The sequence below is a fragment of the Pedobacter sp. MC2016-15 genome (assembly GCF_026239695.1).
GTDB lineage: Bacteria > Bacteroidota > Bacteroidia > Sphingobacteriales > Sphingobacteriaceae > Pedobacter.
In genome coordinates this window covers 111340-128918 of sequence record NZ_JAPIVS010000002.1, presented here as the reverse complement: position 1 = coordinate 128918, position 17579 = coordinate 111340, and the positions used below count along the sequence as shown (strand labels likewise).

Below are 17579 nucleotides of genomic sequence, written 5' to 3'. Positions count from 1 at the left end.
CTTGTTCAACTCATTCAAGCGCTTAAAACAGCTTATATTAGTTCGATTTACTCTTCTTTTCTGATAGCTCTAACCAGCGTTCCATCGTCTGTTCCAATGTAGCATTGATGCTTTCAATAGATTTGGTTACAGCTTGAATTTCCTGATAATCGGCACTGTCTATCGTTAGGAGGGAAGCGGTTAGTTTTTCAATTTCCGCTTCTGACTGGGCGATCAGGGCTTCTGAATCATCCAGCTCCTTTTGTTCTTTATAGCTTAATTTAGCAGATACTGCAGATGGTTCCTTTGTTTTAGCAGCGGCAGCCGGGGCTTTTTCTTTAGGGACATCCAGGCTTAATCTGTATTCAGAATAGTTTCCATTGTAAATATTGACAACACCATCACCTTCCATGATGAACAACTGTTCACTCATCTTATCCAGCAAATACCTGTCGTGGGATACCAGGATCAATACACCCGGGAAGTTCTCCAGGAACTCCTCCAATACATTCAGGGTGTCAATATCCAAATCATTTGTAGGCTCATCGAGAATTAAGAAGTTCGGATTTTGCATCAGAACTTTCATCAAATGCAGGCGTTTCTTTTCGCCTCCACTCAACTTCTCTACCATACCGTGCTGCTTTTTAATAGGGAACAAAAACAAAGTCAGCAACTGCGAAGCAGAGATCGTTTGTCCATCAGCCATTTTGATATATTCTGCATCTTCAGTGACAATATCAATGACCCTTTGTTTATCATTAAATGCCAAACCTCCCTGTTTGTAATAACCATATACCGTAGTTTCTCCGACGCTAACCTGTCCTTTTTCTGGCTGCTGGAATCCCGTAAGAATATTCAGTAGGGTAGATTTACCTGTACCGTTTTTTCCGGCAAGGCCTATACGGTCTGAGCGTTTGAAAACATAGGAAAAATCATTGATGATTTTCTTTTCTCCAAAAGACTGGCCAATATGATCCAGTTCCAGGATTTTATTTCCCTGGCGAGACATCTTTACATTCAGCGTGACACTTTTGTTATCTGTCCGCTGTTTGGTTTTACTATCAAGATCGTAGAATGCATCAATTCTGGCCTGAGATTTTGTACCCCTTGCCTGTGGCATTCTGCGCATCCATTCCAATTCTTTTTTTAAGAGGTTCTTATTTTTCTGAAATGTACTTTCATCTGAAGCCTCACGCTCAGATTTTTTTTCCAGGAAGTAGGCGTAGTTTCCAGTGTAATTATAGATCTTACCTCGGTCAAGCTCTACAATTGTATTACATACATTATCCAGGAAATACCTGTCGTGCGTTACCAGCAAAATAGTTTTATTTCCTGAAGTGAGCAGTTTTTCCAGCCACTCAATCGTATCGATATCCAAATGGTTGGTAGGCTCGTCAAGCACATAAATCTCCGGATCTTCGATCAGCAGTTTCGCGAGAGCAAGACGTTTTTTCTGGCCACCAGACAATGTAGAAATCTGTTGCTGCAGGTGGTTAATACCCATACGGCTTAAAATCGTTTTGATTTCATGTTCGTATTCCCAGGCATTGTGCTCGCTTAATTCTTCGTATAAACGGTTGAGCTTTTTCTCATCAGGATTCGGATCTTCAATTAATTCCTCATATTCCCTGATCAGTTGCTGCTGTTTGTTTTCCTGTGAAAAAATAAAATCACTGATCGAGTATCCATCCGGGAAGGAGGGCTCCTGATCAAGAAATCCAATCTTAACAAATTTATTCTTTACAATCTTTCCTTCCAGCGGACTGAAGCGCTCGGCCAATAATTTTAATAAAGTACTTTTACCGGCGCCATTAATACCGACAAGCGCAACACGCTGTCCGGTTTGGATGCCCAGGGTTAAATTTTTGAATAACCATTCATCATGGTAGGCATGGCCTAAGTTTTCTGCTGCAATTAATGTGCTCAAAGTATTTTTTTAACGAATTATAGGATAAGAAATTACCTGCAAAAGTAAACATAATTTGCGGGTATCGTAGTCATGTGCCGGGGGTATCGGCGTATTGATTTTAAATTACGTTTTACTGACCTTTTTTAATCAATAAAATGTATGTAAATATTTGATAATCAGGTGGTTCTTATTGTTTCGGTTTTAATAAGGCCAGGTATTGATCCTCTTTTTGTGTCATCAGCGTCTTTGCAGCTTTTCCTTTATCAGGATATCCCAGTAAATGGAGCGTGCCATGAATCATTACGCGGCATAGTTCCTGTTGCGTAGTTGTTTTAAATTGTCTGGCATTTTCCTGTATCCGCTCAATACTGATAAATATATCACCAAGAATCGTTTTAAGGCCCTCTGAGTTATCAAAAGTGATTACATCGGTATAAGTGTCATGTTTCAGGTATTGTTGGTTCATAGCCAGTAAATATTCGTCAGAACAGAGAATGAAATTTAATTCTTCCAGTTCATATCCTTCTGCGATGATTGTTTCTTTGATCCAGTTCCTGATGAGGATCTTATTTTTTACGGTGTAGTTTACTTCTTCTGAGAAAAAATAGATGGGGGCCTTACGCATATAATGAATTTACTTCAGCAAATTTAGTGATTTAAAATATGCTGATATTTTATTTTTGTAATAGTAGTTCAATGTAGGAGGTAGTTTCTGCAAAAACTCTTTTTCACTGAGATTGCTCTTTTTAAATTCTTCGAGCATTTTTGGGTAGGATGGAGGGAAATCCTTTCCGGCCTGACTTTCTCTTTTCCCTTCTTCATCCTGATCGCGGCTTGCCTTTTCCGCATCCAGCAATTTGGTCGTAATCCCCTGCTGGCGTCTGATCGTTTCTTCTTCCAGCCGCTTATTGATGAGGTCTGATTCTGTCATTTTCATTTCCTTCACCAGTTGGTTGAGGTTGCCAAGTGATCCCTTACCATCTTTATTTTCTTCAGCATTGATCTTTTGAAGCGCCTCCCTGATCATCTGTTGCTGCTGGGCCATTTTTGCAAAACCCTCCGTCATTTTCCCTTTAGGCACAGTGCCTTTGTTACCTTCTTTCTCCAGCTGCTGCTTTGCCTGCTGCATATTTTTATTGAGCTGCTCCTGCATTTTTTGCAATTGCTGCATGGATTGTTTTCCTTTTCCCTTGCCACCGGATTTAGCATTTTTCTTTGCTTTTTCCAGTTGATCCAGCGCTTCGTTGAGCATCAGCGAGAGGTTATTGACCGAGGTCATGGTGTACTGCTGGTTTCTGGCAGCCTCAGTGGTGCGGCGCTCTGCCAGGCTCTCCAGGCTTTTATCCACGTTAAAATTAATTTTCTGCATCTCTTCGCTGACCGTGCTTTCGATCTGCGGAATGCGCCTGCTCAGCGAGGACAAGCTGTCAGCAATAGTTTTCATGTTGTCTTTGATATCGCGTTGCTGCTGTACATTTTTTGTATAGGCAGGGTCTGAGGGAGATATTTTCTTCAGGCTGAGCATCACCTTTTCCTGATCAAATGATGTCTGCAGCAGGTTTTGAAGAAGCCGGCGCAATTCTTCGGTATTCAGGTTGTTTTCCATCTCGGCCGATGCCTGATTGGAGTCTTCCATTTCTTTCGCCATTTTCTGCATCTCTTCGCCCGCTTTTTTCTGGTTTTCAGCGGCTTTCTGCTGCTGTTTTTTCTCCAGATTTTCCATGCTCTGCTGCTGTTGCTGCGTTACCGTCACGCTTTCTTTGTCCATTGGGTTAAAGCTGTTGGGACGTTCCAGGGCCTGATTTTTCTGGTCGAGTTGCTTCAGCTCCTGCTGTAGTTCCTTAAATTCCTGTGTCGCTTTTTCCTGTTGTTTTTTTAGTGCTCCCGCATCAGCATTTTTTTCCTGCGATCTTCTGCTCAGCTCTTTCTGGGCATCTGAAAGCTTTTTCAGGCGCTCCACCTTATTGGCCAGGTTCTGTTCAAATTCCAGCTGTTTGTAGAGTTCCAGGACTCTGTCCAGCTCGTTTTTGAGCGATTTATTGTCCATATTCATTTTGGACAGTTCATTCTGAACCTGGTCTTTATTATTCTGATCCATGAGGCTCTGTAATTTTTCAAGCAATGCTTTGGTTTTAGGGTCCAGAACATTCTTAAAAAGCTCATCAATCTGTTTTTGCTTATCAGCGATGGCGGCTCTGTCAGACTTTTCTTCCAGTTGATCGTTGCTGTTTTTTGCCTTTGCCTGCTGGATTTCTTTTACAGTTTCTTCCAGTTTTTTCTGTTTATCCAGCAATTGGCTAATCTCCTTTTTATTTTCAAAAGAAAGGTCTTTTTTATCCAGCAGGTTTTCACCCAATCTTTTGCTGTCCCTTTCCACTTCGGCCGCAAGTTTGATGGCAGTGTTCATTTTTTGTTTCAGGCTGCCGCTCTCTGTATTTTGTTGTTTCGACAGTGCCTGATCAGATAAGGGCGTATATGTTTTGATTGCAGAGCGGGTTTTTTTAGCGCCATTTACGGCATCGTTATCTGCTACTTCAAGATAGTAATCTACAGTCTGCCCTGGTTTAAGGCTCAGGTTTTTGAGGTTCCAGTAGTAGAGGAAAACATTTTCCTGCTGTGCCGGCTGAATGGGAATGGAAGCTGAAACTTTATTTTTCTCTGCACCATTTTCTCTGATGATATAAATAAACTTCAGGGAACTGAAGCCATGGTCATCGCTGATGTTTCCCCTAAAATAATGCGCCTTACTGCTCAGAGAATCCACTTTTTCCTCCACATTGATGGAGGGCGCCAGGTCCGGTATTACCTCGATCTGATGATTCACTGAATCCGGGTGTGCCGAGAAATTGTTTTTTGGTACAATCTGGTAGTGCTGACTTTTTCTGAGCCTGGCCAGAAAGCGTGCCTCATTATTGGTCATGGGCAGTTCTTTAGTATGGCCATCTATGCTGAAGAGGATCGTACCTGCATTTTCAGTAAATATCTTCCAGGTGACGGTGGTCCCTTCGGGGAGGATAAGGTCGCCCGCATTTGCAATGACCTCATTTTTCTTCCCCAGGTATGCCGGATAATCGAGGCTGGCCTCAATACTGAGGACGGAGGGACGCGGCTTAACTGTCAGCTGGTAGGCTCTGGAATCAAAGCCACCGGCACTGAAGCGGAAATTCTGACTTCGCTGCAGATTTTTGAAAGTATAGCTGAACCCGGTATGGTCCTTTTTTTCCAGTTTAAATAAATTTACACCGTCGTTCAGATAAACTTCCTGTGGAATCTGATCTCCTTTAAGCTCCAGTTCGATCAGCAGGTCGTCACCTTGTGTAACCGTCATCACGGCATTCCTGAGCACAAAATTAAAGGGAGCAGCAGGTAAAATTTCTTTATTGTATTGGATGAAACTACGCGTCCCTTCCCGCCAGACTACGGGTGCAAGTACGGCTACCAGCAGGATGAGTGCCAGTGGCGCCAGGAAGTATTTGACGTATTTTTTATTGTCGTTAAGACTTATGGCATTGCTGAAAGGAATAGGTTTCAGATCATTGATTTTCTGGTCGATGCCGGCAAGGATCAGTTGATTTTGTGAGGGAGAGAGCTCAGCAAGGGCTTTCAGCTGTAGCGTATTCAGTAATTTATCACGTATAGGCTCAAAGTGATTTCCAATCAGCGTAGCGGATTCTTCAAGACTGAGCACTTTGCTGAGGCTAAAGTACGCCAATGCTGGTTTAACTATTCCCAGGGCTGCCGATACGAAAAGCAGGACGAGATAAGCGAAGAATAAGATGGTTTTAATGTAAGGTACTGGGCGGATAAAATAGATCAGCAGAAACAGCACCAGATACAGACTCAGCAGGAGGGTTAACGTATAGATGGTACCACGCAGCAGTTTATTCAGATAAAATTTTCTTCTGAATTCGTTAATCTTGGAAATTAAGATTTCGTAATTGCCGCCCATTTAAAAGAGAATAAATTTAAAGATAAAAAAGATGGGTGGAGAGAGCGAAGGAAACAGCAATTTTTTTATGCTTCAGCACAGAAGAAGACATAAAAAAAGCTTCCTGATCTCAGATCAGGAAGCTTGTACGAATTATGGTTATAATAATCTAGATTACTTTAACATTGATCGCATTCAAACCTTTTTTACCGCTTTCAACTTCGTATTCTACTTTGTCGTTTTCACGGATTTCATCGATAAGGCCTGTTGAATGTACAAAAATTTCGCTATCGCCATTAGCTGGTACGATAAATCCGAAACCTTTAGTTACATTAAAAAATTTTACTGTTCCTTCTTGCATTGTATTAAGTATTAAATATTAAGTTGGCAAGGTAGTGATTATTTTTTTATAATCTGCAATTGCTTCATTTTTTGATGAATATAATTTTAATTGGTCTATTTAGTGCTTTTTCTGCCCGACACGGAGACCGTTACTTCGCTGGTATGAGGCATACCCAGAGTTGTTCCCGGTTTAATTTTTAATAAATTTTGTAAATAGACGCTTGTGATGCCGGCTAAAACTTTTTTGCGCACTTCCCGGTATTCGGGCAGGTTAGTGAAAAACTTTCCGAGCCGTAGTTTGCCATCCGGAGCCACGAGAATATTAAATTCATAGCCAAAATCTTTATAGGCATCAGGGATGACTACGTGGTATCTCGGGTAGAGGTAATCATAAGCTTCAGTTTTGCCATTCAGCACATCTACACTGCTCAGACGCTCTACAGAGATCCTGTTATCACGCGGAATCAGTTCGGCAACCTGTCTTGCAGCAAAGACACTGTCGGTCTGATCGGGGTAACGGTTGGCACGTTCTACTAATCCGGCGATAAACAATGTATCCTTGCGGGTCGGCCGCTGCAGCTTTTCTGCAGACGTATGTAAAACGTTTTTAATATAGCTGTCAGCATAAAAGGTCATGTTTACATCAGACCTGATATCATCAGCAATTTCTTTTTTTGACACTTGCAACCGCTGGAAAACTAAGCTATCTTTACTGATGAGTTTAAACCTGAAATATTCTTTGGCAAAATTGTAGACATCACCATGATCATAGGTCAGATGAAAGCCCTGCATGATTTTTTTTGCCGGGTCATAGGCAGACATGGTGTCCTGATTTTTAAGCTGAATGATCCAGCTGGGTTCCTGTGCAAAGCCCATACTGTCATAGGACAGGCCATTGCTGAAGCGTCTTTTTACTTCAGTATATCTGATCCCTGTGATCGGGCTCAGGTCTAATCTTGTTTTTGGCTCTGGTTTTTCTTTGCCTGGTTTTCCGTTACAGGCCAGCAAAAACAGAACAGGACTTATCATCATCAACAGGGATCGGAGTACTTTCATATCAACAAAACGCATTTACAGCAAATATAGGATAATGTACAATACATATTCTTGCTCGTAGCATACCCATATCTTCCTCATACCTTGCTCGTATCTTACTCGGTATATGCTGGAGATTATAGGGTTATTACAAAGGATCAAAAATAGGTCTGAAAGGTACTTAAAACGGCTTTTCGATGGGTTTGGTACGGGTTTGGTACGGGTTTGGTATGGATGTTGGCCATTGCAAACCCGTATCAAACCCGGTTTGAACACGTTACAAGTATCTTTTTGACCTATTCCTGGTACCAGATAAAGACCCTGTAGATTCGGGCATAGTATGAGTAATGACCGGGCCAGGTATAGGCAATAGTAAAAGAAAAGCCCTTACAGATCACTCTGCAAGGGCTCTAATAGGGAAGATAGCAATTATTTTTTTGGATTCAAAATATCATTGATCCTGATGGCGAGGTCGTCATAATGTGCTTTTGTAATCGCATCACCAGCAACAGCCCTTGCTTTAGCGGTCGTCAGTAATGTTTTCAATTCTGCTCTCACCAAAGGTCTGATATCAGAAAGAGATACATTCACCGGGGTCATACCAAAATCAGCAAGACGGGCAGGGGCAATTCCCGGAGGTGCTTGCATTTCCTGTGTCATCAGCGTACCTAAACGGTCTACAAATGCACGCTGCAGGTTGCGTTTAAAGGCGTCTGGTCTGCTGGCCGGGATAATACTGGTGTGAAGGTCTTTGAAGAGCTCAGGAAGCGTATATGCAACTGTAGAGCCATTCTTTGTTTCATTATCTAATAACCTTGCAATACGTGAAGGAGAGAGGATACTCGCCAGGGTATTCGCCTGTACTGCTTTGATATTGTTCAGCAATACGCCGTTGTCAAATTTATTCAGCTCAGCATTATTGATCAGCCATAAAGGCGTATTAAATAACTGCGTATTCAGGAAAGAAACGGCTTCTTTTTGTTTGCTCTTTGGCAAATACGTGTAAACAGCACCTTTCTGATCATAGGTCTTGAAGTTTTCGCTCATACCGCCGATGTTAGTCGTAACGTGGCCCATGTAACGATTAAACTGAGTGATCACCTCGGAATAAATCTCCTTCAGGTCGCTATAATCTTTACCTTTCTCAAACGTCCATTTTTCTACGTTTGGAAGAATACGTTTCAGGTTGGCGATACCGTAACCACTGGCTTTCATTGCATTGTCTCCAAGGTCTTCATTCTGAAGGCGCGGATCAAGTGAAGTTCCCTGTCTGCCATAATAAAACAATGGGTTTCCTGCTTTGGCAACGGTCCATACATCAAGCTTTTCACGCTCTTTGGCTGGCGTTAAATTACCAGGAAACCAGGTGTAACCCCATTTGATTGCCCATTTATCATATTCACCAATGGTAGGGTGCAGTTGTGTTACCCCATCACCCGGCTGAGCGATATAGTTGAAACGTGCATAGTCCATGATTGATGGCGCTGTTCCGTGCGTATTTGTAAAAGTTTTTGAACGCAGGGAATCTACAGGATAAGCATAGCTCGACCCAAAGTTGTGTGGCAGGCCTAAAGTATGTCCGATTTCATGGGAAGAAACAAAACGGATCAGGTTACCCATTTGCTCATCGCTGAATTTTGCTTTTCTAACTGCAGGATCTACCGCAGCGGTCTGCACAAAAACCCAGTTTCTAAGCAGGTTCATCACATTGTGGTACCAGCCGATATGTGTTTCCAGGATTTGTCCTGATCGTGGATCAGAAACATGCGGTCCATAAGCATTGGGAATATTGGATGCAAAATAACGAACTACAGAATAACGTGAGTCATCTACACTAAATTCAGGATCTTCAGCTGGCGTAGGCGCAGCCTTACCAACGATTGCATTTTTAAATCCTGCTTCCTGGAACGCTACCTGCCAGTCGTTGATACCGGCGATCAGGTAAGGCACCCATTTTTTTGGAGTTGCCGGATCAATGTAAATGACGATAGGTTTCACAGGATCTACCAGTTCACCACGCAGGTAGGCTGCAGTGTCTTTAGGAACTAATCCCCAGCGATGGATGTAAGCCGTTTTTTCAGCTTTCTGTGCATCTGTACCATAATCAATTTGGGTCTGTCCGAAATAACCGATCCTGGCGTCATTTAAACGTGGTTTAGCAGCTTTTTTTGGCAGCAATAACATGGATGTATTAAACTCATACGTCACTGCTCCGATACTGTTGTCAATTGGCGATTCCTGTGCTTTATACGTTTTGCTTGTCACGACTTCGATATTCATCGGGAAGGTTTTCACCGTATCAATGTAAGAACGGGCAGGATCAAGGGTTGTTGTTTTATAGGCTTTTCTCAGTTCATCAGTTGCACCGATAGCCATCACGTCACCATTGTAGAAGTCGGTCACGTCAATTACTACACCACTGGTATCTTTGTTATAGGCTTTGATATCAAAGCTCGCGATGATCGTAGAGAGGTTAGAGTTTTTTACAGACTGGTACATATCAGAAGTGCTGTCAGCTCTCACCGAATAGCTGGGTACACGTACGAAAACCTGTTTCCCACGGCGTTCCCATTGCCACACCTGTTCATTTAAGGCTTCACCACCATATTGCTGATTGCCTACTGATACACCCGTAGGCACTTTATTGAGGCGTGACACAACCAGCATCTCGCGGTTTAACAGTGAATCGGGGATATCGAAGAACCATTTGTCATCAACTTTATAAGTCTTAAACAGGCCGTCCTTTTTTCTGGCCTTGGCGGTGATTATTTCGCTGAAGGGTTTGATTCCTTCTTTTTTTGCTGCTGGAGGAGGCGTCGCAGAAGCGCCCGTTGGGGCATTCTTTTTAGATTTCTTTTGTGCATATAAGGCATCAGTGCTGAATGCGCATACTAGACACATGCCGGCAATTGCCAGCAGGTTTGACCTTTTGTTCATTGGCTGTAACAGTTTTTTAGGTTTATTGCTTGAAGTTCAAAGATATTCATTGCCGAAAACAACAAAGATGTGTAATTATAAAGTTACAACAAGCTTTCTGACAGCCTTTTTTGATAGATTAAGGGAATATTAATTAAAAAAACAATACTTTAGAGTGGATCAAAGACAATAAAGCTGTTCATGAAAATAAATAAACTATTTAAGCTCACAGGTCTGAATGGAATCGTCTTGCTATGCGTCCTGTTTACTGCAGGTTGTGCAAGTAACCGCAGAATAGAGAGAAAAGTAGGGCAGTTATTTAAAAATTCAGCTTTACTAAGCAATCATCCGGTAGGTTTCGCCCTGTCTGACCTCGACAAAGGAGAAATGATCTACCAAAAAGATGCAGATAAGTACTTTATTCCCGCGTCAAACACCAAGTTATTTACTTTTTACGGCGGATTAAAGCTGCTGTCTGATTCTGTTCCTTCATTGAGGTATATTGAAAAAGGAGATTCACTGATCTTCTGGGGAACCGGCGACCCTTCATTGCTGCAGAGCAGGATAAAAGCTGACCATGCCCTGAAGGTTCTTTCTGCCAGCAAAAAGCAGTTGTTTTTCTCGCCCGGCAGATACACTGGAAGTTTTTACGGTCTGGGCTGGTCATGGGATGATTATAACGATTATTACCAGGCAGAAATCACGGAACTGCCCCTGATGGATAACTTGCTTACCGTTAAAAGCGGACCGGGAAAGTTGTCCATAAGCCCTGCGCTTTTCAATGAATGTTTGTCTGAAGATTCTGCCGGCGCTGCCAGCACATTTAATGTAGTCAGGAATTTTAATGAGAACATCTGGCATTTTCCGGCCAGAACCAGCATTCCGGCAAATTATGAACAGCAGATTCCCTATAAAACCAGCACAGCGCTTACATTGAGCCTGCTTGCTGATACCCTGCACCGTAAGGTAGGGTTGATACATATGGAAATGCCTGCCATGGCAAAAACAATCTATAACGCCCCATCAGAACAGGTTTTAAGGGAGATGATGCTGCCCAGTGACAACTTTATTGCAGAGCAGCTGCTGCTGGTGTATGCCAACCAGTTCCAATCGCGCCTCAATGGAACTGACGCGATCAGGTACATCGAAGAAAAATATCTTGCAGGCCTGCCGGATAAACCCCGGTGGGTGGATGGCTCCGGGCTTTCCAGAATGGACTTGTTTACACCGAGAGATATAGTGACGTTGCTAAAAATGATTGATCAGCACATCAATAACAGGGAAAAGCTGTTTAGCCTGCTGCCGGCAGGAGGAAAAACCGGGACGCTGAAAAATGCCTATCCGGCAACAGATCACCCATTTGTATATGGCAAAACAGGCTCGCTGTCCAATATCTATAACCAAAGCGGATACCTGATCAGCAAAAAAGGGAGGACATTCAGTTTCTCCTTCATGAACAATAATTTTGTAACACCCGTAGCAGAGCTAAAGAAAGAAATGGCAAAAGTGATTACGTATATTCACGATACGTTCTGATCATTTTATTTTTTACTTTTGCCCGGATATGAAAAACGATGCTCAATCGATTTACACTTTACAATTTGGTCTGGTCTGTTTAAGTTCCTTTTTGTTTTCCTGCAGCTTTAACATGCTGATCCCTGAACTGCCGGCCTATCTGAGTGCAATGGGAGGGGCTTCGTACAAAGGACTGATTATCGCTTTATTTACACTCACTGCGGGCTTTTCCAGGCCTTTCAGTGGTAAACTGACTGATACCATTGGCCGTGTGCCTGTAATGGCTGTAGGCTCTGTAGTATGTTTTATATGCGGACTTCTCTATCCGGTGCTGACCACCGTAGCGGGATTTCTGTTCCTTAGGTTGATTCATGGCTTCTCAACCGGTTTTAAACCTACGGCTACTGCCGCTTATGTGGCCGACCTGGTTCCGGAAAGTAAATGGGGCGAAGCGATGGGGGTGCATGGCATTTGTTTCAGCACAGGTCTGGCGATAGGTCCTGCGATCGGGAGTATGGTTACCGATCATTTTTCTATTAACGTGCTTTTTTACAGCTCATCTATATTTGCGTTGCTGTCGATACTGATTCTGGCGAATATGAAAGAATCATTAAAAAATAAACAACGGTTTAAAGCCGCCTTACTAAAAATCAATAAAACGGAGATCATAGATCGCAGGGCTATCCCGGCGGCAGTGATCACCTTGCTGAGTTATGTAAGCTATGGCGCGATTTTAACGGTTATTGGCGACTGGAGTAAATATCTCGGAACGAACAACAAAGGCTTATTTTTTGTAGTGTTCACGCTAACCTCCCTGCTCATCCGTTTTGTAGCGGGTAAGGCCTCAGATCAATATGGAAGGGTACTTATCCTCAAAGTATCCCTGGGGATGCTGGCAGTATCACTTGTATGGATAGGAATATCAACATCGTCTTTCTCACTGATGTGCGCTTCAGCCCTGTATGGCGTAGCCACGGGAATGCTGTCTCCTGCGGTAAGCGCATGGACCATTGACCTCAGTGATCCGGCACACCGTGGAAAAGCTGTAGCCACCATGTATATTGCTCTTGAAGCAGGGATTGGAATGGGCGCATTGCTGGCCGGCTGGCTGTTTATCGATGATATTTCCACTATCCCAACCACATTCTACCTTTGTACGGGTATTACCCTCATGGCATTGGTTTACCTGCAGTTTGTCTGGAAACCGAAGGTTGTTGTTCCTGAAGTATAGTTTCTATTGATTGGCTACAACCAGCAGTTCAATATCCTTGAAAGGCAGGTTAAACATATTTGCAAGCGTTTTGCTGGTGAGGTGCCCCTGGTAAATGTAGAGCGCTTCCCTGATTCCGGGTCTGTTCCAGACCACATTCATCAGTCCCCCCATATCACCTATATCCACCAGGATTGGGGTGAAGATGTTGGTCAGTGCATAAGAAGCTGTCCGGGGTACCCTGGAGGCAATATTAGGAACACAATAGTGGATCACATCATGTTTCCTGAAAACAGGATCCTTGTGATTGGTGACTTCAGAGGTTTCAAAACAGCCACCCTGATCGATGCTGACATCAATCACCACAGAATCCGGTTTCATACGGGCTACGGTTTCTTCCATGATGATACAGGGGCTGCGGCCATGCGTTGCCCTGATGGCACCAATGACCACATCACAGGTAGTAACAGCCTTACCAAGCACTATAGGCTGCATCACAGAGGTGAAAACACGGCTTCCAAGGTTATTCTGTAAGCGGCGTAAACGGTATATCGAACTGTCAAAGACTTTTACTTCTGCACCGAGCGACAAGGCTGTTCTGGCAGCATATTCGCCCACAGTGCCTGCGCCAAGGATCACAATTTCAGTAGGCGGAACACCGGTGAAACCACCCAGCATAAGACCCTTGCCACCGGTCACGCTGCTGAGATATTCTGCAGCAATAAAGATGGAAGTAGCGCCTACAATCTCGCTCATCGCACGTACCACACTCAGGATATTTCCTTCATCACGTAAATGTTCAAAGCACAGGGCGTTAATCTTTTTATCCATCAGCGCTTTCAGGTAGCTTTCTTTGAGGGCACCCATCTGAAGGGCTGAGATCAGCGTCTGACCTTTGTGCATCAACTCGATCTCCTCAACGGTTGGAGGGGCTATTTTTACAATGATATCGGCATCAAAAACATCCTTTTTATTGAAAGTGATAATGGCGCCCTGCTCACTGTAATCATTGTCAGAGAAATTGGCACCTGTACCAGCACCGCTCTCCAGCAATACCTTATGGCCATTGTTAACCAGCAATGCAACTGACAAAGGGGTAAGGGCAATCCTGTTCTCCTGGAATGAAATCTCTTTGGGAATACCAATATAAAGACTGTTGCTTTTCTGTTTGAGTTCTGACAGTGTTTCTTTTGGCTGTAGTAAACCTTTCTGAGCAATTGAGGCCATTTCTTCCCGTAATCCTGTAGCCATTATATAGCGTTTATTTGAATGAAATTAAGAAAAATAAGATGAAAATCAAGCATCTAACGGTAATTTTTACTAAACGTAAATGCTCTTTTATCGGGAGATAAAACCTGGATTCCTACTTTGATGTAGTGGTCCGGCAGGATCTCTTCTACACGTTCGGGCCATTCTATCAGGCAGATATGCCCGGAATAAAAATATTCTTCATAACCGATATCGTATGCTTCGCGGATATCACGGATTCTGTAAAAATCAAAATGGTAAATGGTAGAACTGCCTGCGGCATATTCGTTGACCAGAGAAAAGGTTGGACTGCTCACTACATCTTCTACACCCAAATGTTTACAGAGGGCTTTGATAAATGTGGTTTTTCCAGCGCCCATTTCTCCTTCAAAAATAAACACCTTTTCCTCTTCAGCGAAATTAAACAGCGCTTCGGCTACGCTGTTTAATTCGGTAAGACTATTAACTTCAAGATTCATTTATGCCTTTACTAACGTGAACTATAGGTAGCTACAGGAATGATCATCTCCTCCAGAGAGATACCGCCATGCTGGAAGGTTTCGTTATAATAGTTTACAAACTGGTTGTAGTTGTTCTGGTAAACAAAATAACGGTCTTCCTTGGCAAAGATATAATTTGAACTGATATTGATCTTCGGCAATTGCGCTTCATGAGGGTTTTTAATCAGAAATACCTCTTTGGCATTGTAATTCAGGTTTCTGCCTTGTTTATAGCGCAGGTTGGTATTCGTATTTCTGTCGCCAATCACCTTGCTCGGATGTTTTACACGGATAGTTCCGTGGTCAGTGGTGATGACAATTTTCACCTGTTTCTGCGAGAGTTTTTTCAGTAATTCCAGTAAAGGAGAGTGCTCAAACCAGGACAAGGTTAACGACCGGTAGGCGGCATCATCATTTGCCAGCTCCCTGATCATCGCCATATCGGTACGGGCATGGGAGAGCATGTCTACAAAGTTGTAGACGATGGCATTAAATTCATTCTGCATCAGGTTATTTACCTGCTCTGTAAGCGCCTTACCATCATCATAGGTCAGGATTTTATGGTAGCTGAATTTGCAGTCCTTGCGTACACTGCGTTTGATCTGATCGGCCAGGAATGCTTCTTCATGCATGTTCTTTCCGCCCTCATCATCATCATTCTGCCACAGTGAGGGGAAACGTTTTTCCATTTCCAGAGGCATCAGACCCGAGAAAATCGAGTTTCTTGCATATTGTGTTGCCGTAGGCAGGATGCTGGAATAGATATCTTCGTCATCCAGTCTGAAGTGTTCTGTAATCAGCGGGTTGATGATCTTCCACTGGTCGTACCGCAGGTTATCAATCAGGATAAAAAACACCGGTGTAGTAGAGTTGATCAGCGGGAATGCTTTTTTACGGAGCAGCTCATTTGACAACAATGGCGCCTGTCCCTTGCCGTTTACCCATCCGAGGTAGTGATCTTCAATAAATCTGGAAAACTGGGTATTGGCTTCTGACTTCTGCATGGTCAGAATCTCATGCATCTGCGGATCATCCAGCTTTTCCAGTTCAAGTTCCCAGAATACTAATTTTTTGTATACATCTACCCATTCTTCGTAGCTGAGTTTATCGTTCAGCGTCATTCCCAACCGTCTGAAATCCTGCTGGTAGGCCATGGATGTTTTGGCGCTGATCAGTCTTTTGTTATCGATGATTTTCTTGATCGTCAGCAGTACCTGTTTAGGGTTCACCGGCTTTATCAGGTAATCGTCAATTTTTGACCCGATTGCGTCTTCCATCAGGTTTTCCTCTTCGCTTTTGGTAATTAGTACAACCGGGACATCATTTTTAATATTTTTGATGGCAGAAAGCGTTTCGAGTCCGCTCATGCCAGGCATATTTTCATCCAGAAATACAAGATCGAAATGCTCTTTCCCAAAGGCTTCAAGCGCATCATTACCATTGGTAAATGTTGTTACGTGATATCCTTTTTCGTTTAAGAGTAATATATGTGGTTTGAGAAGGTTAATTTCATCGTCGGCCCAGAGAATCTTGGTTTCCTGCATTATTGTATGTATAAGGTGTAAATAATTCTTTAAAAAGAGAGATCTCTTTCTTAAGTACGGATAAAAATAGCAATTTTTGTACCGTATAATTTATTTTCGAAAGATTGAACAAAAAGAAAATCATAAATGACCCGGTTTACGGATTCATCAATATACCCTCTGAACTGGTCTTTGATCTGATCTCGCATCCTTTTTTCCAGCGTCTGCGTTATATCAAGCAACTGGGGATGACACATCTGGTTTATCCGGGGGCATTGCATACCCGTTTTCACCATGCCCTGGGCGCCATGCACCTGATGAGTCTGGCAATTGAGGTGCTGCGGAGCAAGGGTCAGGAAATCTCCAGAACAGAAGAGGAGGCTGCTACCATAGCCATATTACTGCATGATATCGGGCATGGCCCATTTTCACATGCATTGGAGCATTCATTGGTAAAAGGCATCCATCATGAAGATATTTCCATGCTGATGATGGAAAAATTGAATCATGAATTTCAGGGCCGCCTGAGCACGGCGATAGAAGTGTTTACCGGTAAATATCCTAAGAAATTCCTGCAGCAGCTGATATCCAGTCAGCTGGATCTGGACAGGATGGACTACCTGAACCGGGACAGTTTTTTCACCGGTGTTAGTGAAGGGGTGATTAGTTTTGACCGGATCATCAAAATGTTTAACGTGGCTGATGACCATCTGGTGATTGAAGAAAAGGGGATTTATTCTATTGAGAAGTTTTTGGTGGCCCGCCGGCTGATGTACTGGCAGGTGTATCTGCACAAAACCGTGATTGCTGGGGAGCAGCTGCTGGTAAAGATCCTGAAGAGGGCGAAAGATCTGGCGGAGAAGGGCGAGGAGTTATTTGCAACGCCTGCTTTGCAGCATTTTTTGAAAAACGATGTGAAAAAAACAGGCTTTCTGGAAGAGGATATCCATTTACTGCAGTTTTCGCGGCTGGATGACCAGGATATTTTTGCTTCTGTTAAGGTATGGCGGGATCACCCTGACCGGGTGCTTTCGCTTTTGTGTACCATGCTGGTGAACCGGACGCTGCTGAAGACAGAGATCAGTAACAGTAGTCCTGATGTTAACCGGATGCAGATTATCAAAGATAACACAGAAATCAGCCTGAATATTAACCAGGACGAAGTTTCTTACTTTGTTTTTACTGATGTGATCAGCAACCGTGCCTACAATACAGGTGAAGGAAACAGTACAATTAATATTTTAATGAAAAATAATGAAACCATAGATATTGCCAAAGCCTCGGATTTATCTAACTTGGAATCATTGGATAAGACTGTTACCAAACATATACTATGCTATCCACGAATAATTTAGCATTTTTTAACAAAATAATTTGATAATAATCCCGTTTTTAGTTTCCGATAAGGCGCGCTCTAAAAAAATTAGGGTGTGGGGATTATTTGTTCATATCAATTTAACATTTAACTTTGTAG

The 17579-nt window shown here is 42.9% G+C and carries 12 protein-coding genes; 3 read left to right on the top strand and 9 right to left on the bottom strand.

What is annotated here, in order from left to right; genetic code table 11:
• Positions 1 to 37: 37 nt before the first annotated feature.
• From OQY15_RS05290 to OQY15_RS05265, 6 genes are all read right to left on the bottom strand, one after another.
• Complete coding sequence (locus tag OQY15_RS05290; RefSeq protein ID WP_265788623.1) at positions 38 to 1906, bottom strand: ABC-F family ATP-binding cassette domain-containing protein; 1869 nt, start codon at positions 1904 to 1906, stop codon at positions 38 to 40.
• A gap of 169 nt (positions 1907 to 2075) precedes the next feature.
• Positions 2076 to 2513 (bottom strand): rRNA maturation RNase YbeY, encoded by a 438-nt coding sequence (gene ybeY, locus OQY15_RS05285; protein WP_265788620.1) that lies wholly within the window; start codon positions 2511 to 2513, stop codon positions 2076 to 2078.
• Positions 2514 to 2522: 9 nt separating this feature from the next.
• Positions 2523 to 5837 carry a DUF4175 family protein gene (locus OQY15_RS05280; RefSeq protein ID WP_265788617.1) on the bottom strand — a complete coding sequence of 1105 codons (3315 nt, stop codon included), beginning with the start codon at positions 5835 to 5837 and terminating at the stop codon, positions 2523 to 2525.
• 148 nt (positions 5838 to 5985) lie between these two features.
• Complete coding sequence (locus OQY15_RS05275; RefSeq protein ID WP_265788615.1) at positions 5986 to 6177, bottom strand: cold shock domain-containing protein; 192 nt, start codon at positions 6175 to 6177, stop codon at positions 5986 to 5988.
• A 95-nt stretch (positions 6178 to 6272) separates the two neighbouring features.
• The gene (locus OQY15_RS05270) at positions 6273 to 7214 is read right to left on the bottom strand and encodes a hypothetical protein (RefSeq protein ID WP_265788613.1); all 942 of its coding nucleotides are present in this window, start codon (positions 7212 to 7214) and stop codon (positions 6273 to 6275) included.
• Positions 7215 to 7622: 408 nt separating this feature from the next.
• Positions 7623 to 10130, bottom strand: coding sequence for a zinc-dependent metalloprotease (locus OQY15_RS05265; protein ID WP_265788610.1), 2508 nt, complete (start codon positions 10128 to 10130; stop codon positions 7623 to 7625).
• Between the two features lie 180 nt (positions 10131 to 10310).
• On the opposite strand from OQY15_RS05265, the gene OQY15_RS05260 reads away from it, so the two are divergent.
• Positions 10311 to 11645 (top strand): D-alanyl-D-alanine carboxypeptidase, encoded by a 1335-nt coding sequence (locus tag OQY15_RS05260; protein WP_265788609.1) that lies wholly within the window; start codon positions 10311 to 10313, stop codon positions 11643 to 11645.
• 28 nt (positions 11646 to 11673) lie between these two features.
• Entirely contained in the window at positions 11674 to 12855 is a 1182-nt protein-coding gene (locus tag OQY15_RS05255) for an MFS transporter (RefSeq protein WP_265788607.1), read from the top strand.
• Between the two features lie 3 nt (positions 12856 to 12858).
• Here the strand turns inward: OQY15_RS05255 and OQY15_RS05250 are convergent, their stop codons facing one another.
• Genes OQY15_RS05250 through OQY15_RS05240 form a run of 3 tightly spaced genes read right to left on the bottom strand, consistent with a single transcriptional unit; the run spans position 12859 to position 16126 of the window.
• Positions 12859 to 14085, bottom strand: a complete 1227-nt coding sequence (locus tag OQY15_RS05250) for an alanine dehydrogenase (RefSeq protein ID WP_265788604.1) — start codon at positions 14083 to 14085, stop codon at positions 12859 to 12861.
• Between the two features lie 53 nt (positions 14086 to 14138).
• Positions 14139 to 14561, bottom strand: coding sequence for a tRNA (adenosine(37)-N6)-threonylcarbamoyltransferase complex ATPase subunit type 1 TsaE (tsaE, locus tag OQY15_RS05245; RefSeq protein WP_265788602.1), 423 nt, complete (start codon positions 14559 to 14561; stop codon positions 14139 to 14141).
• Between the two features lie 11 nt (positions 14562 to 14572).
• Entirely contained in the window at positions 14573 to 16126 is a 1554-nt protein-coding gene (locus tag OQY15_RS05240; RefSeq protein WP_265788600.1) for a bifunctional response regulator/alkaline phosphatase family protein, read from the bottom strand.
• A gap of 104 nt (positions 16127 to 16230) precedes the next feature.
• Here OQY15_RS05240 and OQY15_RS05235 point away from each other — a divergent pair, with 104 nt between their 5' ends.
• Positions 16231 to 17460, top strand: coding sequence for an HD domain-containing protein (locus OQY15_RS05235; protein ID WP_265788598.1), 1230 nt, complete (start codon positions 16231 to 16233; stop codon positions 17458 to 17460).
• Positions 17461 to 17579 lie beyond the last annotated feature (119 nt).

Excerpts from the sequence above, each read along its gene's own strand:
- OQY15_RS05280 (WP_265788617.1), bottom strand. The coding sequence starts at position 5,837 with ATGGGCGGCAATTACGAAATCTTAATTTCCAAGATTAACGAATTCAGA.
- OQY15_RS05255 (WP_265788607.1), top strand. The coding sequence starts at position 11,674 with ATGAAAAACGATGCTCAATCGATTTACACTTTACAATTTGGTCTGGTC.
- OQY15_RS05260 (WP_265788609.1), top strand. The coding sequence starts at position 10,311 with ATGAAAATAAATAAACTATTTAAGCTCACAGGTCTGAATGGAATCGTC.
- OQY15_RS05250 (WP_265788604.1), bottom strand. The coding sequence starts at position 14,085 with ATGGCTACAGGATTACGGGAAGAAATGGCCTCAATTGCTCAGAAAGGT.
- OQY15_RS05240 (WP_265788600.1), bottom strand. The coding sequence starts at position 16,126 with ATGCAGGAAACCAAGATTCTCTGGGCCGACGATGAAATTAACCTTCTC.
- OQY15_RS05270 (WP_265788613.1), bottom strand. The coding sequence starts at position 7,214 with ATGAAAGTACTCCGATCCCTGTTGATGATGATAAGTCCTGTTCTGTTT.
- ybeY (WP_265788620.1), bottom strand. The coding sequence starts at position 2,513 with ATGCGTAAGGCCCCCATCTATTTTTTCTCAGAAGAAGTAAACTACACC.
- OQY15_RS05265 (WP_265788610.1), bottom strand. The coding sequence starts at position 10,130 with ATGAACAAAAGGTCAAACCTGCTGGCAATTGCCGGCATGTGTCTAGTA.
- tsaE (WP_265788602.1), bottom strand. The coding sequence starts at position 14,561 with ATGAATCTTGAAGTTAATAGTCTTACCGAATTAAACAGCGTAGCCGAA.
- OQY15_RS05275 (WP_265788615.1), bottom strand. The coding sequence starts at position 6,177 with ATGCAAGAAGGAACAGTAAAATTTTTTAATGTAACTAAAGGTTTCGGA.